At 68.0% G+C, this 19,114-nt stretch carries 18 protein-coding genes and 3 tRNA genes; 6 read left to right on the top strand and 15 right to left on the bottom strand.

The features are described from left to right. Positions 1 to 27: 27 nt before the first annotated feature. Positions 28 to 885 carry a helix-turn-helix domain-containing protein gene (locus BKN51_RS36725; RefSeq protein ID WP_005163455.1) on the bottom strand — a complete coding sequence of 286 codons (858 nt, stop codon included), beginning with the start codon at positions 883 to 885 and terminating at the stop codon, positions 28 to 30. Positions 886 to 1,105: 220 nt separating this feature from the next. On the opposite strand from BKN51_RS36725, the gene BKN51_RS36720 reads away from it, so the two are divergent. Then, positions 1,106 to 2,014, top strand: coding sequence for an MBL fold metallo-hydrolase (locus BKN51_RS36720; RefSeq protein ID WP_101611955.1), 909 nt, complete (start codon positions 1,106 to 1,108; stop codon positions 2,012 to 2,014). 324 nt (positions 2,015 to 2,338) lie between these two features. Beyond that, complete coding sequence (gndA, locus tag BKN51_RS36715; protein ID WP_101611954.1) at positions 2,339 to 3,778, top strand: NADP-dependent phosphogluconate dehydrogenase; 1,440 nt, start codon at positions 2,339 to 2,341, stop codon at positions 3,776 to 3,778. Positions 3,779 to 3,872: 94 nt separating this feature from the next. Here gndA and BKN51_RS36710 read toward each other — a convergent pair whose 3' ends face one another. Both BKN51_RS36710 and BKN51_RS36705 read right to left on the bottom strand, forming a co-directional pair. Further along, positions 3,873 to 4,832 (bottom strand): hypothetical protein, encoded by a 960-nt coding sequence (locus BKN51_RS36710; RefSeq protein ID WP_101611953.1) that lies wholly within the window; start codon positions 4,830 to 4,832, stop codon positions 3,873 to 3,875. Positions 4,833 to 5,015: 183 nt separating this feature from the next. Then, positions 5,016 to 6,230: an NAD(P)/FAD-dependent oxidoreductase gene (locus BKN51_RS36705; protein WP_101611952.1), complete on the bottom strand. Its 1,215-nt coding sequence runs from the start codon at positions 6,228 to 6,230 to the stop codon at positions 5,016 to 5,018. Positions 6,231 to 6,379: 149 nt separating this feature from the next. On the opposite strand from BKN51_RS36705, the gene BKN51_RS36700 reads away from it, so the two are divergent. Further along, the gene (locus BKN51_RS36700; protein ID WP_101611951.1) at positions 6,380 to 7,729 is read left to right on the top strand and encodes a nucleobase:cation symporter-2 family protein; all 1,350 of its coding nucleotides are present in this window, start codon (positions 6,380 to 6,382) and stop codon (positions 7,727 to 7,729) included. On the opposite strand, the gene BKN51_RS36695 is transcribed toward BKN51_RS36700, so the two are convergent. Then, complete coding sequence (locus BKN51_RS36695) at positions 7,726 to 8,265, bottom strand: serine/threonine protein kinase (protein ID WP_101611950.1); 540 nt, start codon at positions 8,263 to 8,265, stop codon at positions 7,726 to 7,728. The genes BKN51_RS36700 and BKN51_RS36695 overlap by 4 nt on opposite strands. Before the next feature lie 246 nt (positions 8,266 to 8,511). Between BKN51_RS36695 and BKN51_RS36690 the strand changes: the two genes are divergently transcribed. Next, a complete protein-coding gene (locus BKN51_RS36690) occupies positions 8,512 to 11,289 on the top strand; it encodes a sensor domain-containing protein (protein WP_101611949.1) in 2,778 nt (925 codons plus the stop codon). Beyond that, complete coding sequence (locus BKN51_RS36685) at positions 11,286 to 11,585, top strand: GNAT family N-acetyltransferase (RefSeq protein WP_101611948.1); 300 nt, start codon at positions 11,286 to 11,288, stop codon at positions 11,583 to 11,585. The genes BKN51_RS36690 and BKN51_RS36685 overlap by 4 nt, the downstream gene beginning before the upstream one ends. Before the next feature lie 4 nt (positions 11,586 to 11,589). Here BKN51_RS36685 and BKN51_RS36680 read toward each other — a convergent pair whose 3' ends face one another. The 10 genes from BKN51_RS36680 to BKN51_RS36635 all read right to left on the bottom strand — a co-directional run bounded on the left by BKN51_RS36680 (position 11,590) and on the right by BKN51_RS36635 (position 17,550). Next, positions 11,590 to 12,411 carry an arylamine N-acetyltransferase family protein gene (locus BKN51_RS36680; protein ID WP_101611947.1) on the bottom strand — a complete coding sequence of 274 codons (822 nt, stop codon included), beginning with the start codon at positions 12,409 to 12,411 and terminating at the stop codon, positions 11,590 to 11,592. A gap of 39 nt (positions 12,412 to 12,450) precedes the next feature. Continuing rightward, positions 12,451 to 12,729: a hypothetical protein gene (locus BKN51_RS36675; RefSeq protein WP_233223077.1), complete on the bottom strand. Its 279-nt coding sequence runs from the start codon at positions 12,727 to 12,729 to the stop codon at positions 12,451 to 12,453. Positions 12,730 to 12,737: 8 nt separating this feature from the next. Next, entirely contained in the window at positions 12,738 to 13,940 is a 1,203-nt protein-coding gene (locus BKN51_RS36670) for an ABC transporter permease (protein WP_101611946.1), read from the bottom strand. Beyond that, a complete protein-coding gene (locus BKN51_RS36665) occupies positions 13,937 to 14,641 on the bottom strand; it encodes an ABC transporter ATP-binding protein (RefSeq protein ID WP_101611945.1) in 705 nt (234 codons plus the stop codon). The genes BKN51_RS36670 and BKN51_RS36665 overlap by 4 nt, the downstream gene beginning before the upstream one ends. Next, positions 14,638 to 15,837, bottom strand: coding sequence for an efflux RND transporter periplasmic adaptor subunit (locus BKN51_RS36660; protein WP_101611944.1), 1,200 nt, complete (start codon positions 15,835 to 15,837; stop codon positions 14,638 to 14,640). Before BKN51_RS36660 ends, BKN51_RS36665 begins: the two co-directional genes overlap by 4 nt. A 134-nt stretch (positions 15,838 to 15,971) precedes the next feature. Further along, a tRNA-Phe gene (locus BKN51_RS36655) sits at positions 15,972 to 16,045 on the bottom strand. 31 nt (positions 16,046 to 16,076) lie between these two features. After that, positions 16,077 to 16,150: transfer RNA gene (locus BKN51_RS36650), tRNA-Asp, on the bottom strand. Between the two features lie 28 nt (positions 16,151 to 16,178). Further along, positions 16,179 to 16,251 (bottom strand) — tRNA-Glu (locus BKN51_RS36645). 146 nt (positions 16,252 to 16,397) lie between these two features. Then, the gene (locus BKN51_RS36640; protein WP_101611943.1) at positions 16,398 to 17,165 is read right to left on the bottom strand and encodes an SCO6745 family protein; all 768 of its coding nucleotides are present in this window, start codon (positions 17,163 to 17,165) and stop codon (positions 16,398 to 16,400) included. A 127-nt stretch (positions 17,166 to 17,292) separates the two neighbouring features. After that, the gene (locus BKN51_RS36635; protein WP_101611942.1) at positions 17,293 to 17,550 is read right to left on the bottom strand and encodes a hypothetical protein; all 258 of its coding nucleotides are present in this window, start codon (positions 17,548 to 17,550) and stop codon (positions 17,293 to 17,295) included. Positions 17,551 to 18,100: 550 nt separating this feature from the next. On the opposite strand from BKN51_RS36635, the gene BKN51_RS36630 reads away from it, so the two are divergent. After that, the gene (locus BKN51_RS36630; RefSeq protein WP_101611941.1) at positions 18,101 to 18,520 is read left to right on the top strand and encodes a hypothetical protein; all 420 of its coding nucleotides are present in this window, start codon (positions 18,101 to 18,103) and stop codon (positions 18,518 to 18,520) included. 119 nt (positions 18,521 to 18,639) lie between these two features. Here BKN51_RS36630 and BKN51_RS36625 read toward each other — a convergent pair whose 3' ends face one another. After that, entirely contained in the window at positions 18,640 to 18,843 is a 204-nt protein-coding gene (locus BKN51_RS36625; RefSeq protein WP_003097368.1) for a cold-shock protein, read from the bottom strand. Between the last annotated feature and the right edge of the window lie 271 nt (positions 18,844 to 19,114).

The following is a 19,114-nucleotide window of genomic DNA, read 5'->3' as shown; positions in this document are numbered from 1 at the left end:
ACCCTACCGAAGGGACGAGGTTCTTCCTCAGGATTGCATCTGATTGCGGTACAGCTCGGCGAGTTCCTTGAGGAACTGCCGGGTCTCCTGACGTTCCAGCGCGGCGCCGCGCAGCCGGTCCCAAGAGTCGACGAAAATGTTGAAGTCCTTGACGTCGTCGAGGTACAACCCGCCCGCGGAGTGTTCGATGTAGACGAAATCCCTGGTGCGGTCGGGAAAACGCATGATGGTGAAGTCGTTGGGCACCGCGGCGAGCCGCGCGCCGAACGGCAGGACGTGCACATACACGCGCGGATGCTTGTCCAGGGCCAGCAGATGCTCGACCTGGTCCAGCATCACCGCCGGGGCGGAACCGCCGGGAGCGCGGCGCAGGGCGCCTTCGCTGATGATGAACCGGTAGTAGGGCGGCTGTTGTTGCTCGAAGACGGCTTTGCGGTCCAGCCGGTTACGCACCAACGAGGTGACGTCGGTGGCGCCCGCTTCGGTGAACTGCTTGAGCATGTAGTGCTCGGACTGCAACGGGCCGGGGATGCGCTCGCCGTGCCAGGTGAGGATCTCCGCGGCGGCGGGTTCGAGGTCGGTGAAGGTGCGGAACCAGTGCGGCACCACGGATCGGTAACCGGACCAGTGGCCGCGCTGCCCGGCCGCGGCGCGGGCCAGGTTCATCAGCGTGTCGGCCTCGTCGCCGTTGATCCCGAACGCGTTCAGCATCGATCGCACATCCCCGAGCTTGACCCCGACGGCACCGGACTCGATCTTGTTGACCTTGCCCTGGGTGCAGCCGAGAACCTCGGCGACCTGTTGCTGTGTCATCCGCGCGGCGTTGCGGGCATGCCGGAGCTCGTTCCCGAGCTGCTTCCGGCGCGAGGTGACGGTGCTGGCCATCAGCCTTGCTCTCCCGGACCACATAGCCAGGACAGCGGCTCCCCGCCGTCCTGCGCGCGAATACTCGAACCCACCCAGGGTACTTCACCTTGCGGGGTTCGATGATGACATTGCGCAGCGTTCCAGGAAACGGCCGAAAACACCAGTCACCTGGTACGTCACCCTGGTGGCGGAACGATCTCGTCACATTTCGGGCACGTTCGTCGGGCATAGTGACCGAGTGGACCAATCCCCCTTCGCCCGGCAGGTCTCCGACGGTGTCTTCGGCTACGTGCAGCCCGACGGTTCGTGGTGGATCAACAACTGCGGCTTCGTCGCCGCGGGGGACCACACCGTGGTCATCGACACCTGCTCGACCGAACGGCGCACGCGCGCCCTGCTGGAGACGGCGGTGTCGACCGGCGGCGCGCCGGTGACCACTGTGGTCAATACGCATCACCACGGCGATCACACGAACGGGAATTATCTGGCGGCCGGCGCGACGATCATCGGGCACCGGAAGACGCGCGAAGTGATGGTCGCGACCGGGATCAACACCTACGGGAACGCGTTCACCGGGAGCGACTGGGGTCACCTGGAGCTGCGGCCGCCGGAAGTGCTGTTCGACGACCGGCTGACCGTGCACGCCGGCGACGTCCGGCTGGAACTGATCCATCCTGGACACGCCGCGCACACCACCAACGACGTGCTGGTCTGGCTGCCGGAGCGGCGGGTGCTGTTCGTCGGAGACCTGATCTTCAACGGTGGCAGCCCGTTCGCGCTGATGGGCTCGCCCGCGGGCTGGCGGAAGGCCCTGGACCTGGTGCGCGAGCTGGAACCGGAGACGATCGTGCCGGGCCACGGCCCGGTGTGCGGGCCCGAGGCGATCGACGTCGTCGACGGCTACCTGGGTTTCCTGCAGAAACTCGCTTCGAAGGGGAAAGCCGCGGGCCTGACCCCGCTCCAGGCCGCCCGGGAAGCCGATCTGGGGCCCTACGACGCACTGTCCGAACAGGAACGACTGCCGGCGAACCTGCACCGGGCCTACGCCGAACTGGACGGCCTCGAGTGGGGCGCGCCGATCGACCTGGGAGCGGCCATGGTGGACATGGTCACCTACAACGGTGCCCCGATCCGGTGCTTCTCCTGACGCGCACCGCGCTTCCTCTCGCGACCCCCTGCCCTCCCGGACCCGGATGTCGCGAAAGCCACTTTCGCGACATCAGACGTCCCGAAAGTGGCTTTCGCGACACCCCGGAAATCCCGCACGCCCGAACCCCAGCCCCCCACCCGTCCCTGGGGGACGGCCCCGAACCCAGCGTATCGGTACCCACCCCCGGTGAGGGGTCGTCGAGCCGAGTTGTCCACAGGCCTGCCCACTTGTGGACAACTCGCGTTTGATCCCTTCTCGCCCCGGCGCCGTATCCCTCAACGGGGATAGGCTCGGCAAGGGAATCGAAGCGGAAGGGTGCGGATGAGCAAGAAGGCGAGCATCGGGGTCACCGGTCTGGCGGTCATGGGCCGCAACCTGGCCAGGAACCTGGCGAGGCACGGGCACACGGTGGCCCTGCACAACCGCTCCGAGAAGCGGACGAAGGAACTCGTCGAGCAGTTCGGCGACGAAGGCGACTTCATCCCGGCGTATTCGGCGCAGGCGTTCGTCGACGCGCTGGAGCGGCCGCGCCAGGTCGTGATCATGGTCAAGGCCGGTGCGCCGACGGACGCCGTGATCGACGAGTTCGTCCCGCTCCTGGAGAAGGGCGACGTGATCGTCGACGCGGGCAACGCGCACTTCGCGGACACCCGGCGCCGCGAAGCCGCGCTGCGCGAGAAGGGCATCCACTTCGTCGGCACCGGTGTGTCCGGCGGCGAGGAGGGCGCGCTGCACGGGCCGAGCATCATGCCGGGCGGGTCCAAAGAGTCGTATCAGTCGCTCGGGCCGCTGTTCGAGGACATCTCGGCGAAGGTCGACGGCGAACCGTGCTGCACGCACGTGGGCGCGGACGGCGCCGGGCACTTCGTGAAGATGGTGCACAACGGCATCGAGTACGCCGACATGCAGTTGATCGCCGAATCGTTCGATCTGCTGCGCGGCGCGGGCGGTTACTCCCCCGCCGAGATCGCCGAGGTCTTCCAGACGTGGAACTCCGGACGGCTGGACTCGTACCTGATCGAGATCACCTCGCAGGTGCTGGCCCACACCGACGCCGCCTCCGGCAAGCCGTTCGTCGACGTCGTGGCGGACCAGGCGGAGCAGAAGGGCACCGGCCGCTGGACCGTCCAAATCGGACTGGACCTGGGCGTGCCGATCAGCGGGATCGCCGAAGCCGTCTTCGCGCGGTCGCTGTCCGGTTCGTCGAACCTGCGTGAGGCCTCCCGTGGTCTCGGCGGCCCTTCGCGTACTCCGCTGACGGGGTCCGCTTTGGACACCTTCGCGGATGACGTCGAGCAGGCGCTCTACGCGTCGAAGGTGGTGGCGTACGCCCAGGGCTTCAACCAAATCCAGGCGGGCGGCGCCGAATACGGCTGGGACATCGACCTCGGCAAGGTCGCGTCCATCTGGCGCGGTGGCTGCATCATCCGCGCGAAGTTCCTGAACGACATCACCGCCGCGTACGCCGAAGAGCCCGGGCTGCCGACGCTCCTGACGTCCGGGGGCTTCCGCAAGGCCGTCGAGGACGCCCAGGACTCCTGGCGTTCGGTGATCTCCACCGCGGTGCGGCTCGGCATCCCGACCCCGGGCTTCTCGACCGCGCTGGCCTACTACGACGGCCTGCGCGCGGAGCGGCTCCCCGCCGCCCTGGTGCAGGGACAGCGGGACTTCTTCGGTGCTCACACGTACCGCCGGGTCGACCGGGAAGGCTCGTTCCACACGGCTTGGGCGGCCGACGGCCGTCCCGAGTCCTCCGCCTGACGGAGCTGAAGGGGCCTTTCCCCGCATCGCATGAGACGAAGGGGCCCTTCACCGCATCGCATGCGGTGAAGGGCCCCTTCGCTAACCGGCGATGCTAACCGGCGATCCGGACGTCCGGCCGGGCCCTCGCCTCGGCCGCGGCATGAGCGGCCAGCAACTCGGCGACCACCTTGTCCGGCTCGGCCCGCAGCCGTGACGGCAAGGTCTGGAGAACCAGAACACCGGCCGCCGCGTACCGCCCGTTCCTCGCCAAGGTCCGGTCGAACCCGTCCACGACCTTGAGATGGAACGACAACGAGTCGACCTCCCAGGCCAGCGCGACCTTGTCGAACCAGGCGTCCGGCTTGGCGACGTACTCGCCCGCCGCGTTGTACAGCTTCTTGTTCCACACCGGTTCCGGCAGACCGGATCGCGCCCAGACCCGCCGGGCATCGATCTCGGCGATCGACTCCTGCCCGGTGGCCAACTCCGCGAGCACATGCCGGGGCACCGCGCTGCCACGCTGACTGCCGTGGGCGAGTTCCCGGGACAACCGCTCGAAGGAGCTGTATTCGCGCTGAACCACTTCACTCATCAGAGCCCGGACGGGCCTGATTTCCGTCTGCCTGCGACAGACGTCGAGAGTGGCACGAGTGACTTCCGCCAGCGGGCGCCCACCTCGGGTCGCCGTTCGAGGCATCCGTTGCGTCCGCTCGACGACCACGAAGCCTTGGTTGTGCAGCTTCCGCTCGTGCGGCACCAGGAGATGGATCTCGTCGCCGGTGTCGGGCACATTGCGCAGGCCATAGGCCCGGCAGGCTTCACCGCCGGTGAGCAGAGCGGTCTCGCCGCCGTAAAGCATCGCCGCGGCGATCTGCTGTTCGCGGGTCGGTGGTGCGTTGAAGAGAAGGACGATGCCCGGCAAGAGTCTCGTCCATGGCCCACCGGGCCCGCATCTTCGGTACGTCGTGGTCGAAGGGACCCCCATTTCTTGAAGGCGCATCGCGCGGATGACGCCGTGGTCGCTGTTCTCCATCAGGAGTTCGGGGTCGTCGCCCCATGATCCTTTTTTCATTCTCCGATCGTGGGGCCGGCCGAGACGCCTGCCCAGCCCCGATTCCCGCACCTGTGGATAACCGGGGTGTTGTGGACAACTCTGAAGGGGCCCTTCCCCGCATCGCATGAGACGAAGGGGCCTTTCACCGCATGCGATGCGGTGAAAGGCCCCTTCAGCCCGGCGCGGCCCGAGCCCCAGGCGTCACCCGCGAGTAGCCGCGAAGGTCGCCTTGAGGTCGAAGCCGTTGGCCTCCAGCGTCTCGAACCGCGGCGCCGGGTCCGCGGCGAACAGGCGGCGCGCGGCGATGTGGTCCGGCGGCCGATTCACCGACTCGACACCGGCGAGCACGCCGTCCCGGAACGACAGGACCGAGAACTTCCCGCCCTCCCGATCCCCGGTCACGACGACCTTTTCCGACCCGGTCAGGATCCCGGCGATCTGCAGTTTCGCGCCGAGCTGGTCGGTCCAGAACCACGGCAGGCTGTCGTACGGCGCGGGTTCGCCCGCGATGGCGGCCGCCGCGGCCCGCCCCTGGTCGACAGCGTTCTGCACCGACTCCAGCCGCGTCGCCGTCCCCGCCTGGACGCACGGGAAGTTCGCGCAGTCCCCGACCGCCGAGATCTTCGGGTCGCTCGTGCGCAGGTGCTCGTCGACGACGACGCCGTTCGCCACGGCGAGCCCGGCCTCCTCGGCCAGTCGCGTTCGCGGCTCCACGCCGACCCCGACCAGCACCAGATCGGCAGGCAGCCGTACGCCGTCGCTCAGTTCCACCTCGCTCACCCGGCCGTCGCCGTGCAACGCGGCGACACCCTTGCCGAGCAGGATCGTGTGCCCGGCTCCCTCGTGCAGGGCGGCGAAGTACGCCGAGACCTCCGGAGTCGCGACGCGGGCCATCAGCCTGTCCTGCGCTTCGACGATCGTCACGGGCCGTCCGGCGTGCGCGGCGAACTCGAGCCCGATGAATCCGCCCCCGACCACGACGACGTTCTCCGCGCTCTCCAAGGCGGCACGCAACACGTCGGCGTCGTCCTTGGTGCGCAGCGTGAACACACCGTCCAAAGTGGACCCAGGGACGGGAAGCACGCGATTGACCGCGCCCGTCGCCAGCACGAGATGGTCGTACCCGTGGGCGCTCCCGTCCTCCAGCACCACTTTCGCGTCGTCGCGATCCACCGACGCGACGCGGCCAGGGATCAGTTCGATGCCCTTCTCCGCGAAGAAGTCCTCGGGCCGCAGGCGCAGCTGGGCATCGCCCGCGGTTCCGGCGAGGTAGCCCTTCGACAGCGGAGGCCGTTGGTACGGCAGGCCGGGTTCGTCACCGATCAGCACCACCCGCCCGGCGAACCCCTTGTCCCGCAGCGAGGTCGCGACTCCGAACCCGCTCTGCCCGGCCCCTACGACGAGGACGGTCTCCATCGGCGCTCCTTCCGTTGTTCCCGGTGTCCATTCAACACAGCCCCCGGCCCTTTCGACCGCCCTTTCGCACCGTGATCTTCACGCGGTGGACGCGCTACCGTCGTTCCCTGCCGGTCCACTGGCGTTCCCGCACGTGAGGAGGGGGTTCCATGACCCATCCCGAGGTCCATCCGGTCGACGCCCGCCCGCCGCTGCCGAAGCTGACTTTGCTCGGCTTGCAGCACATGTCGATCATGTACGCGGGCTCGGTGGCCGTCCCGCTCGTCGTGGGCAGCGCGCTGAAACTGGACGCGGCGACGATCGCGCTGCTGGTCAACGCGGATCTGCTGGTCGCGGGGATCGCGACGCTGATACAGGCGATCGGGATCGGAAGGATCTTCGGCATCCGGTTGCCGGTGGTCGCGGGCGCGACGTTCACCGTGGTCAACCCGATGATCATGATCGCGTCCCAGTACGGCATGCAGGCCGTCTACGGCGCGATGCTCGCGTCGGGTGTGTTCGGGCTGCTCATCGCGAAGCCGTTCGCGAAGATGATCCGGTTCTTCCCGCCGCTGGTTTCGGGCACGCTGCTGGTCGTCATCGGCATCTCGCTCATCGCCCCCGGCGTCGGCCTGATCGCCGGCCACGACACCGGATCGCCGGACTACGCGAAACCCGCGAACATCGCGCTCGCGTTCGGCGTGATCGCGGTGATCGTGCTGTTCACGCGGGTCTTGCGCGGCTTCGCGAACCAGATCGGCCCGCTGCTGGCACTGCTGATCGGCCTCGTCGCGGCCGTCCCGATGGGCCTGGTGAGCTTCCAGGGCATCGCCGACGCCGACTGGTTCGGCCTCGCGTCGCCGTTCCACTTCGGCCCGCCGACCTTCCCGATCGCGGCCGTGCTCTCGATGTGCGTCGTGATGCTGGTGACCTACACCGAATCCACCGCGGACCTGGTCGCGGTCGGTGAGATCACCGGACGGCCGCCGACCGACTCCGACCTCGCGCGCGGACTCGCCACCGACGGCCTCTCGGCCATCCTCGGCGGCGCGATGAACTCGTTCCCGGACACGGCTTTCGCCCAGAACGTCGGCCTCGTGCAGATGACCGGGGTACGCAGCCGCTGGGTGGTCGCGATGACGGGCGGCCTGCTCGTGCTGATGGGCCTGGTGCCGAAGGTCGGCGCGTTCGTCGCGGCCGTGCCGGAACCGGTGATCGGCGCGGTCGCGGTGGTCATGTTCGCGATGGTCGCCGTGGTCGGCGTACAGAACCTGAAGAAGGTGGAGTTCTCCGGGAACCACAACACCTTCATCGTCGCGGTGTCGTTCGGCGTCGGCCTGCTGCCCGCCTTCTCGACGAACCAGTTCGGCAACTCGATCTTCTTCCAGCACTTCCCGGCGTGGTTGCAGACCATCTGCGGCAGCCCGATCACCGTCGCCGCGATCGTCGCGTTCACCCTCAACCTGCTGTTCAACCACCTCGGCAGGCGCGGGGAGCCGGATCTACTGAAAGCGCCCTAACACCAGAGCCACTTCGGCCACAGGTTGCACTCTTCGGTAGGCGTCGTGGACGGCGGCGTCGGCGGATTCGGGTTGGGCGGCTGCGGCGCGCCCGTGGACCCGGTCGTGCGCGGCGGGTCCGCCGGCCCGTTCGAGGAGGTCGGTGTCGTCGTCGGATCGTCGCGGGTGACGGAGGTCGGCGTGGCCGAACTCGACGCACGACGGCTGGACGTCGTCCTGCTGGGCTGCGACGAAGTCCCTCCGTCACCACCCTCGCCGGTTTCGACCGTCTCGGTGGACGGGACCGCGGACGTCGCGTCGGCCCCCCGGTTTTCCGAAGGGCGTTTCGGCATCTCGATGACGCTGATGTTGTTCGGCTGCGCATTCTGTTCGGGATCCGGGTCGAACCCGACGAGAACAGCGGCCGTGCCACAGGCGACGACCACGGCGATCACCACCGCGATCACTCTCCAGCGTGACTTTGCCCGTGACTCCTCGTGGTCGTCCCAGCCCTCGCGAATGAGCAGGTCGGCGACCGAAACGTCGTCGTCATCCACTAGCTGAGACCTTTCACGCCGGGAACGAGCGGACAGTAGTTTTACCGCAACTCACCGCCGAATGGGTGAAGTTAACCAAAAATTATTCACCCGATGGAACACCTTAGCGCGTGCCAGTCACACAGCGTGTATTCATATGCTTTTGCGCATATCTGCGGTGGTCGCCCTTCGGTTCGCGTATACAGCGCTCTCCGCGGGTGGTGTAATCGACGGTGCCAGCACCGGAAGAGGGGGTTCGGACGGATCATGGAGGCTGACGCCCTCGCCGTGCCGGGGGCCGGAAATTCCGGTCATCCGACAGGCACACCGCTCGGGAACGAGCCGGTCGGCGATCTCGGCCTCGCGGGCGACCACGCCGCCATCTGGTCGTACGACTTCGGGGGCGAGACGCTGTCTTGGCTGCCCGGACTGGAGAACCTGCTGGGTGGAGCCGATCTCACCGAAGCCGAGATCGAAGCCAGGCTGGCCGATCTCGTGGCGCCGCTGACCTCCGGCACCCGCACTTCCCCGCCTTGGCGCGAGTTCGAGCTCGAGCAGTCGTTCCGGAATCCGGCGGGCGAACTCCGCTGGGTCCGCCTGCGCGCCCGCACCATCGGCGACGAGACCGGCTCGTCGGGGCTGCTCGGGATCGCCACCGACGTGACCGACGTCCGCGAGAATCGGCAAGCCCTCGAGGATCTCACTGACCGTTACCGGCTTTTGGTGGAACTCAGTCCCGACGCGGTCTGTGTCCACGAAGCCGGCGTCGTCACGTACGTGAACAGAGCCGCTGTCACCGCGCTGGGGGCCTCTTCGACCGCCGAGCTGATCGGGCGGCCGATCATGGACTTCGTCGCCGACGAGTCGCTCCCCGCCCTCCTGGACAGGATCGCCTCGCTCCATCGCCAGGGCGCGTCAACCGACCCCACCGACACCGTCATGCTCCGCCTCGACGGCGCGAAATACCTGGTACAGAGTATTTCCGTGCGGACGACCTGGGAGGGCAGGCCCGCTTTCCAGGTCATCATGCGCGACATCAGCGCGCAGAAGGCCGCCGAAGCGACGCTTCGCTATCAGGCCGCGCTGATCAGCCATGTCAGTGACGCGATCATCGCGACCAGCGGCGCCGGCGTGGTGACCAGCTGGAACCCCGCCGCGGAGAACGTCTACGGCTGGACGGCGAGCGAAGCGATCGGTGGCACGGTCAGTGACCTCGTCGGCGCCTCGCTCGACCCGGAAGCGGTGCTGCGCAAGGGCGGCGTCATGCAGACGACCCACCGTCACCGCAACGGCTCGACCCTGGCCATCCGTATTTCGGCCGCGGAGATGACCAACGGGTTCGTCCTGGTCTGCGCCGACGAGACGGCCCGGCGGCGTGCCGAGCAGCATTACAGCACCGTGGTCGCGTCGCTCGACGAAGGCGTGGTCGTGATCGGTCCCGGCGGGCTCATCGAATCGGCCAACCCCGCCGCGTGCCGGATCATCGGCGTCGGCCACGACGATCTCATCGGCATCCCGTGCGTGACGCTGGAGCTGTACGACGAGCAGGGCCGCCTCCCACCGGCCAGGATGCCGTCGGTGATCACCCGGCGCACCCGCGTCACGCAGAACGGCCTCGTGCTGCGGCTGCGCAGGCCCGACGGCGCCGACGTCTGGATCTCGCTGACCTCGCGGCTGCTGACCCCCGAGGACCCGTCGGCCACCGCGGTGGTCACCTCGTTCACCGACATCACCGAACGCCGCGCCATCGGCGAGCGGCTCGCCCACGAAGCGACGCACGATCCGCTCACCGAACTCGCGAACCGGACGCTGGTGCTGGACAGTCTCGCCGAGGCGCTGTCCGGCGCGGGCCGCGCCGAGCTGACCACGCTGCTGTTCATCGATCTCGACAAGTTCAAGGTGATCAACGATTCCCTCGGGCATTCCGTCGGCGACAAGGTGCTCCGCATCGCGGGCGAGCGGTTGCGCCGGGGAATCGGCGAGAGCGACCTCGTCGGCAGGCTGGGCGGTGACGAATTCGTCGTCGTCACCGCGGAGATCACCGAACCGGGCGAGATCAAGGCGCTGGCCGAGCATCTGCGCGAGGCGCTGACCGAACCGATCACCGTCAACGGCAGGCAGCTGCACATCGACGCCAGCATCGGCATCGTCACCGCGGCCAACGACGACACGCGGACCGCCGAAGATCTGCTGCGGGACGCGGATGTCGCGATGTACCAGGCGAAAACGCTCGGCCGCGCGCGGTACGAGTTCTTCGACGTCGAGCTGCGCGAGCGGATGCAGCGGCGGCTCCGCATGGAACAGGACCTGCGCGACGCCCTGCAGAACGAGGAACTCTGGACGGCGTACCAGCCTGTCGTGGACATCGAATCCGGTGAGATGGTCGCCGTGGAAGCGTTGCTGCGCTGGAAACATCCCGCGCACGGCACGATCTCGCCCGCCGAGTTCATCCCGCTGGCCGAGGAAAGCGACCTGATCAACCTGATCGGCAAGCACGTCCTGCGCACGACCACGCGCGAGATCGCCAAACGGCGCGAGCAGCTCGGTATCGACCTGAACCTCAAGGTCAACCTGTCGGCCCGGCAGCTGGACGACCCGCATCTCGTACCCACGGTGCAGGACGCGCTGAAGACCACGGGGCTCCCGCCGCACGCGCTGACCCTGGAAGTCACCGAAAGCGCGCTGATGCGGGATCAGGCCGCGGCCGCCGAAGTCCTCACGTCGTTGCGCGATCTCGGTGTCTCGCTGGCGATCGACGACTTCGGCACCGGCTATTCGTCGCTCGCGCAGCTGCAACGGCTCCCGCTCGACACGCTCAAGATCGACCGCACCTTCGTCACCGGCATCGCGGAATCGCGCGACGCGGCCGCGATCGTCAAGAGCATCATCGCGATGGCGCACGCCGTCGACCTGATCGTCGTCGCCGAAGGTGTCGAAGACGAAAATCAACTCACCGTCCTGCGTGAGCTGAACTGTGACCAGGCGCAGGGCTTCCACCTCGGCCGCCCCGCGCCCCCTGACGACGTTTTCGGAGCCGTTGAATGAGTGTCGAGATCAAGTCCGGAGAAGACCGCTACGACATCGTCGTGGACGGGAAGACCGCCGGATTCCTGGAAACCCGCACGCGACCGGACGCGATTCTGTTCCTGCACACCGAGATCTCCGACGACTTCGCGGGCCAGGGCCTGGCGGGCAAGCTCGTGACCGCGGCGCTCGACGACGTCCGGGCGCAGGGCAGGTCAGTCCTGCCCTACTGCCCGTACGTGCGCTCGTTCATCGCGAAGCACCGCGAGTACGAGGATCTCGTTCCCGAGGACAAGCGCGCGGAATTCGAACTCTGACCGCTCAGCCCGGGTAGATCGTCAGCAGCTTCGCGAGTTCGTCCTCGGTCAGGACGACGTCCAGCTCGCGCAGTGTCGCGTCGAGCCGGTCGGCCGGGATCTCGGTGGTCTCCTTGGTCCCGTCCGGGCGCTCGACGATGAACTCCTCACCGACCAGTTTGCGGCTGAGCCCTTCCTCCAAGCGCATGATCACCAGCCGGCCGGTGAACGGCGACCGCGGATGCGTCGACGTGTAGTGGTGGTACACCTCGTAGTCGATCCGGTGCATCGGCGTGAGCGTGAAGGCGTGCAGGTCGGTCCAGTCGTCGCCCTCCTGCTTCTGCAGGCGCCACCAGTCGCCGTCCTGAACCAGCCGGTGCGGCCAGCCAGCCTGATCCACCACGGCGCCGTCGACGAGCGGCATCGGCACCAGCATCCCGGCGCCGAAACCGACGTCGACCAGGTGCTGGACGCCGCCGGCCTCGATCGCGAGCGTCATATGCGTGTACGGCCCGTTCCGCTGCGGCTGCACCCTCGCCACGAGACGGCGAACGGGGTAGCCGAGTTGCTCGGCGGCCGCGGCGAAGAGGCTTCCGTGCTCGTAGCAGTAGCCGCCGCGATGACGGCGGACGAGCTTGCCGATCACGTCGTCGAGCGCGATCCCTTTGTGCTGTCCCAAAACCACATCGACGTTCTCGAACGGAACGGCGAGGATGTGCGCCTTCGCCAGTTCACGCAACGCGTCGGCGGAAGGCTTCGCCCGGTCCTGGCCGATCCGGCCGAGGTACGCGTCGAGGTCGAGGGTGTCGACGGTCCATTCGTCGACCTGCTCAGCTGCGAGTGTCATACCCCGAGCCTGACACCTCCACCTGACTCGAAGTCAAGATCAGCGACCAGCCTCACTGGATTCAGGCCGGACGGTTTGCCCACCCGGCTGCCCTTGGCCGTTCGGCGTCACGGCCTGCCTGGTGGGCGCCGGAGCCGACCCGAACGCCGCGTGCGTCCAAGCGCCGCCGGCGAACACGGCCGCCAGCACGACCAGCCCGGCCAGCACCTGCGTCGTCCGCGAGAACGGCCGCGCGGCGCGGCGCATCTCGCCGTGGAGGTCACCGTTCACCGCCGGGCCGGAGACGATCTCCTCCGCGGTCGGTTCTTTTGACGACATCGGAACTCCTATTCGTGACGCAGGGCGTCGATCGGCCGCAGCTTCGCGGCCCGGTTCGCTGGGAAGACCCCGAAGAACAGCCCGATCAGGGCGGAGACCGCGAAGGCGAGGAAGATCGAGGACGGCACCACGACCGGCTGGATCCCGGAAATGGTGAACCGGCTGCCGATCAGTCCGATCGCGACGCCGAGCAGGCCGCCGAACAGGCTGAGCATGGTCGCCTCGGCGAGGAACTGGCCGAGGATGGCCGATCGCGGGGCCCCGACCGCCTTGCGGATGCCGATCTCGCGGATCCGTTCGGTCACGGTCACCAGCATGATGTTGGTGACGCCGATCCCGCCGACCAGCAGCGAGATCGCCGCGACGGCGGCGAGCAGCACGGTGAACGTGTCGGTGGCCGACGTCCGGGTCGCGAGCAGTTGCTCGGAGTTCTGGATCTGGTAGTCGGCGGTGCCGCCCGCGCGGATCCCGTGCCGCGCGTCGAGGATCGCGGTGATTTCGGCCTGGGCGAGGGAAACGGAGTCCGCGCCGGTCGCCTGCACGGCGATCTGGCTCAGGCTTCCGTAGCCCGCCAAGGAGTTCTGCACCGCCGAGATCGGCGCGATGGCGGTGTCGTCGGCGTTCTGCGGGCCGGTGCTCCCCTGGGCTTTCAGCACTCCGGCGACGGTGAACTGGATACCGTCGAGCAACACGTTCCCGCCGACCGGCTCGGCCGTGCCGAAGATCGCCTGAGCCGTCGTGGCACCGAGGACGACGACCTTCCGCGCGGCCGTGACGTCCTCGGCGGTGAACAGCGCGCCGTCGGCGATCTCCTTGTTGGTCGTGGTGAAGTACGCGGGTTCGGTCCCCACGACGCTCGGGATGTCGTACGACGTCTGCCCGCGGGTCGCGGTGGCCGTCGTGGTGACCACGGGCGACGCCGCCTCGACGTCCGGCGCGCCGATCGGATCGACGAGCGCGTGCGCGTCCTGCACCGTCAACGGGCGCGCCGTCGCGCTCTGACCACCGCCGCGCGCCGGGGAGACGTTGACGACGTTGGTGCCGAGTCCCTGGATACTCGCCGCGATGGCGGCGGAGGCGCCGTTTCCCACCGCGACGAGCAGGATCACCGCCGCGACGCCGATGGTGATGCCGAGCGTCGTGAGCGCCGACCGCAGTTTGTTCGCGGTGAGACCGCGGATCGCGAAACGCAGGATCTCCAGGAAGTTCACGACGCCGCCCCCACGACGCCGGTCATCTCGTCGGAGACGATCAGCCCGTCGTCGACGCGGACCACGCGGCGCGCGTGCGCGGCGACCTCGTCCTCGTGCGTGATCACCACGATGGTGCGGCCGAGCCGGTTCAAGCGGTCGAACACCCCGAGGACGTCCGCGGTGCTGCGGCGGTCGAGGTTGCCGGTGGGCTCGTCGGCCAGCAGCATCGCGGGTCCGGTGACCAGCGCCCGCGCCACGGCGACGCGCTGGATCTGCCCGCCGGACAGTTCGCCGGGCAGATGCTCGGCACGATCGGACAGGCCGACCATCTCCAGCGCGGCGAGCGCGCGCCGGCGTCGCACCGATCGGCGGAGTCCACTGTAGACCATAGGAAGCTCCACATTGGACACGGCGGACGTCCGCGGGACCAGGTTGAACGACTGGAAGACGAAGCCGATCTTGCGATTGCGCAGCAATGCCAGCTGGCGTTCGTTGAGCTCGCCGACACCGAAACCGTCGAGCAGGTACTCCCCCGAGGTCGGCACGTCCAGGCAGCCGAGCATGTTCAGCAGCGTCGACTTGCCGGAACCGGACGCGCCCATGATCGCGACGTACTCACCCGGCAGGATAGCGAGGTCGACGCCGCGCAACGCGTGCACGGCGGTTTCCCCTTCCCCGTAGGTCTTGCGCAGCCCGGAAACCGCGATCACCGGGTTCATCCCCGACCGCCGAATCCGCCCCCGGCACCGGTGCCGCGCTGGCCGCCGCCGGGGAAGCCCCCGGTGCCGCCCGTCCGCCCGGTACCGGCGGTGCCCGTGGCGGCCGTCGCGGTCAGCACGACGTTCTCCCCCTCGGTCAGCCCCGAGGTGATCTGCACCGTCGATTCGCCGCGGAGACCGACCTGCACCCGGCGCTGGACGTTCTGGCCGTTCTCCTGCACGGTGACGACGTTCCCCCGCACCGCGGCGGCGGGCACGCTCAGCGCGTTCTGCGCCTCCGCGACGGTGACCACGACGCTCGCCGACTGGCCGGGCCGCAGTCCTTCCGGCGGATCGGCCAGCGCCAGCTTCGCGCGGTAGGAGACGACACTGCCGCTGGTCGTCGGCGTCAGGTCGACGCTGGAGACGGTCGCCTGGACCGGCTTGTCCGGCGACGAATTCAGCGTCACCGACGCCTTCTGGCCCGCCTTGACCTTGCTGACGTCGATCTCGGCGATCGAGGTGTCGACGACCAGGTCGGTCATGTTCGTGATGGTGATGAACCCGGTGCCGCTGGAAGCGGACGACGTCGTGGCGCTGGAATTCCCGCCCTGGGTGGACGGTTGCGAGCTTGCCGAAGAGCCGCTGGAGGACTGCTGCCCGACGGTGCCGCTGATCGCGGTGACCGTCCCCGCGCCGGGCGCGTGCAGGGTGGTGTTGTCGAGCGCTGTCTGCGCGTTCTGGACGTCGAGCTCGGCCTGGTCCACCTTGGCCTGTGCCGAAGCGACACTGTTCTGAGTGCTTTGGGCGTTCTGGCCGGCGCTAGGGGTGTTCTCCGCCGTCTCGGCGGTGTCAAGGTTGTCCCGGGCGACCGAGAGGTTCGCCTTCGCGACCTGAAGCTCCTTCGCGGCCTGAGCGCTCTCGATGGTCGCGAGCTTCTGGCCCACCGACACGACGTCGCCGACCTTCACGTCGATCGACGCGACCTTGCCCGCCGTCGCGAAGTTCGCGGTGCCGGTGTAGCCGCTGGCGAGCGTCCCGGCGGCGGAGACGGTCTCGGTGACCGTGGCCCGGCGGACCGGCGTGCTGCGGGTCTGGGCCTCCGCCGTGTTCTGTTCGGGGCTGAATGCCTGATATATCCCGAAACCTGCTCCGGCCAGCAGCACGATCAGGGCACCGTTGATCACCCAGGCCTTGGAGGGGCGAACTCGCGTCATGCGGCGACCCTGCTGCCGCTGGTTGGCAATGACCTGTTGATGGGCTGTGTGTCAGCTGTGGATGTGGGCGAGGTGATCCGGGCTCGGGCATGAAAAAACCGCCTCGATGTGCATCGAGGCGGTTCTGCGAGCGGTGGCCAGGGCCGGGGTCGAACCGGCGACCTTCCGCTTTTCAGGCGGACGCTCGTACCAACTGAGCTACCTGGCCGGGAACGCCGGCAAGTAGCCGAACGATCTTGCGACCCTGACGGGACTCGAACCCGCGACCTTCGCCGTGACAGGGCGACGCGCTAACCAACTGCGCCACAGGGCCTTGCATACTGCTTTGTAACTGTACTGCGTACTCCCAACGGGATTCGAACCCGCGTTGCCGCCTTGAAAGGGCGGAGTCCTAGGCCGCTGGACGATGGGAGCCCGGTCCGGTTTCGGCGAACCGATCCGACCCGCGCTCTCCGGTGTCCCCGGGAGCGAACATAACTATAGGACACGCTCGTTTCAGCTCCCGCACAGGGGGTCCTCTAGTTGTTCACAGGGCTGGGACCTGCGAGAACGCGGTGACTTCAGGATATCAGGGCCGAGGTGTCCCGCAGGGCGCCGAGACGTCGCCGGAGCTCGTCTCGCTCGTCATCCGTGAGGGTGACGGCGAGGAGTTCGGTCACGCGCTGGTCGGTCAGGTCCTCTGCGTGCCGCCACCGCTGCCGCAGATCGCCCTTGGCCTCGGCCGCGGCGATCAGCGCGTCCGCGGCCTCCTCGGGCCACGCGGTGCGCAGGAGACGACCACGTCCGCCTTCCGGGTCCGCGACGACGGCCTCGGGCACCGTCAGGCCAACCGCGCGAAGGGCGGCGAAATGGACGCCGCCGCGGAATTCGCGGAAGACCATGAGCGCGAACGCCAGGCGCTCGACGGTGTCTTCCGGACGTTCGGCGAGTTGCCATCCGGCGAACAACGCGAGACCGCTCGCGTCCGCCGCGTCCACGAGACGAAAGAGCAGATCCGCCGTACGGCCGGGGCCGTCGGCGTCCGAAAGGCTGACGTGCGCCCACTTCGCCGATGACCGCGAGTAGGCGCGGACCGCGGAAGCCGCGTCGAGAGCCGCCATCGCGGGCGGCAAGGCGAACTCGAAGAGCCACCGCGGGAAGATCCCGAACAGCTCCGCGACGACCTTCGGCGGCGGGTCGCCCAGCACCGCCGAACGCCCTCGCAGATAGAGCGTCCGCGGCGGTAGGCCCACCTCGGCTTCGACCTCGGCGAGCTCCGGGGAGGTCATGAACTTCCCGCCCAACACCTGCACCACGTCCCGGATTTCCCGCGCCGCCTCGTCACCCATACCGCTCACGCCTTCCCGCCAGTTGAATAATAACAGTGTTACATAACTGGCGGACCCCTCGTCGAGCGCAAACGAAAGCCCGGCCCCGCGGCGAACACCACCGCGCGACCGGGCCTTGCGGACGAACTCAGCGCTGGACGGGCGCCTGCCCGTCCTGGTCCAGCGTCAACCCCAGCATGTCCAGCAACTGGACACAGTCATCGACGCCCAGCGCCCCGTTGGCCACCGCCAGCCGGGCACGCCGCACCTGGTCGTCGGACACCCGCTGGGTGTCCCCCTGACCCGTGCGCTGCGCCGGCAGACCACCGGCCAACGTCGTCGAGCTTCCCCCATCGGCACCTTCGTACCGAAGGAGGAACTGTCGCACTTCCACAGACCCACCCATGGTTCCTCCAGACGGCCAACGAACAGCTTGGCCGCGAGGCTAGCCAGAGCCGGCCGCGACACACAGCCCCCCGGAGAGTGAACCTGTCGCCACGCTCCGCACAACGCAGAGCAATCACGCGCACACCGGCGCCACATGAACCACAGACGAACCAGAGGTGGCGCCGCGACCGGGAATTCTGCCCGCGCCCACTCGCCCTTCTCAGCAAACCGTGCGACAATCGATTTGCTGACACACCCCCGGTCAGCGCCTGTGGAGATCCCCTCCGACCCCCGCGTTCCTCCCCCTGGCGCGGGGGTCGCTCCGTGTTTTGGGGGGCCACCCCCCAATCCCCCAGGGTCCGTTCTGTGGCGGTTGGCAGCCCGGACTCGGTCCGGTTGAGTACCCCATCTCAAGTGTCGTGAATGGTTCTCGTTCAGGCCACTGATTGCGTTTAGTGATCACTGGTGGCGTTGGCCTTTTGGGGGGTTGGGCCATTCGAGACAAATTAATGGGTGTGTCGTGGCTCACTGTGGTTGGTTTGCCGAGACCGAACCGTTATCGTGGCCCGGTGCCCCTTCCTTCCTTGAGCCGTCGTAGCGGCAGCCGCACGAACCTGAAGCCGGTCAACCCCGGTCGTCACCGCAACTCCTCCACCAAGGAGGCCGAAGCGGTCGTCGAAGACACGGAGCTCACCAGCTACCTTCGTGCCCTCGCCCCCGACAACGACCCGGAAAGCACCGGCACCGGCAAGCGCTTCGGTGAAGCGCAGGTGTTCCAGCTGCGGATGAACCTCATCGCGATGGAGCAGCTCAAAGACGCCGCCCAGGAACGCAACCTGTCGCCGCAGGCGCTGGCGCAGGAGTGGATCCTCGAGCGCCTCTCGTGGGAGTCACAGGCCAACTCGGCCCAGCAGCGCCGCCACGAGGAAGCCCACACGGACGAGTTCCGCTTCGACGCCAACGCGTGGGAGCAGCCCGTCCCCCGCTGACCCGTCGACCGCGGAACGGAACAGCACACCCGAAGAAGCTTTCAAAGCCATAGAAAAGGCCCCCGGCGAGAACGCCGGGGGCCTTTCTGATCAGTCTGAGCAACGCCGAATGGGCGGACTCAGATCGCGCGGACCTTTTGGGCCTGCGGGCCCTTCTGACCCTGACCGACTTCGAACTCCACTCGCTGATTCTCCTCGAGAGTGCGGAAACCGCGCCCCTCGATTTCCGAGTAGTGAACGAAGACGTCGCCCTCGCCGCCATCCTGCGCGATGAAGCCGAAGCCCTTCTCCGCGTTGAACCACTTCACAGTGCCTTGCGCCACCGCTGTACTCCTCGTTGCACATCCGCTTCGAGTGCCTCCGAAGCGACACCCAGACCGTCCCGGGCGGTTCCAACGAGTCGAGCGAAGAGCGCGTCACCGGCTCATGGCTCGCGTCAGAAGTTCCGCGAGTGTGAAGCCACGAACACGCAAAACGACGGCCTGATGGCAGAGTACCGGGATCTGGCCATATTTGAAGCCCGTGATCGGACTCTGGGCACCCCCAAGTACCAAGGTCACCGGAACGTCGTATACCGCTCCGGCTTCTGTCGGA

The sequence above is a fragment of the Amycolatopsis sp. BJA-103 genome, from assembly GCF_002849735.1.
Classification (GTDB): Bacteria; Actinomycetota; Actinomycetes; order Mycobacteriales; family Pseudonocardiaceae; genus Amycolatopsis.
Note: the sequence above shows the minus strand (reverse complement) of the source record. Positions and strands in the feature narration are given on the sequence as shown.

Excerpts from the sequence above, each read along its gene's own strand:
- BKN51_RS36725 (WP_005163455.1), bottom strand. The coding sequence starts at position 885 with ATGGCCAGCACCGTCACCTCGCGCCGGAAGCAGCTCGGGAACGAGCTC.
- gndA (WP_101611954.1), top strand. The coding sequence starts at position 2,339 with ATGAGCAAGAAGGCGAGCATCGGGGTCACCGGTCTGGCGGTCATGGGC.
- BKN51_RS36710 (WP_101611953.1), bottom strand. The coding sequence starts at position 4,832 with ATGAAAAAAGGATCATGGGGCGACGACCCCGAACTCCTGATGGAGAAC.
- BKN51_RS36705 (WP_101611952.1), bottom strand. The coding sequence starts at position 6,230 with ATGGAGACCGTCCTCGTCGTAGGGGCCGGGCAGAGCGGGTTCGGAGTC.
- BKN51_RS36700 (WP_101611951.1), top strand. The coding sequence starts at position 6,380 with ATGACCCATCCCGAGGTCCATCCGGTCGACGCCCGCCCGCCGCTGCCG.
- BKN51_RS36690 (WP_101611949.1), top strand. The coding sequence starts at position 8,512 with ATGGAGGCTGACGCCCTCGCCGTGCCGGGGGCCGGAAATTCCGGTCAT.
- BKN51_RS36685 (WP_101611948.1), top strand. The coding sequence starts at position 11,286 with ATGAGTGTCGAGATCAAGTCCGGAGAAGACCGCTACGACATCGTCGTG.
- BKN51_RS36680 (WP_101611947.1), bottom strand. The coding sequence starts at position 12,411 with ATGACACTCGCAGCTGAGCAGGTCGACGAATGGACCGTCGACACCCTC.
- BKN51_RS36675 (WP_233223077.1), bottom strand. The coding sequence starts at position 12,729 with ATGTCGTCAAAAGAACCGACCGCGGAGGAGATCGTCTCCGGCCCGGCG.
- BKN51_RS36665 (WP_101611945.1), bottom strand. The coding sequence starts at position 14,641 with ATGAACCCGGTGATCGCGGTTTCCGGGCTGCGCAAGACCTACGGGGAA.
- BKN51_RS36660 (WP_101611944.1), bottom strand. The coding sequence starts at position 15,837 with ATGACGCGAGTTCGCCCCTCCAAGGCCTGGGTGATCAACGGTGCCCTG.
- BKN51_RS36640 (WP_101611943.1), bottom strand. The coding sequence starts at position 17,165 with ATGGGTGACGAGGCGGCGCGGGAAATCCGGGACGTGGTGCAGGTGTTG.
- BKN51_RS36635 (WP_101611942.1), bottom strand. The coding sequence starts at position 17,550 with ATGGGTGGGTCTGTGGAAGTGCGACAGTTCCTCCTTCGGTACGAAGGT.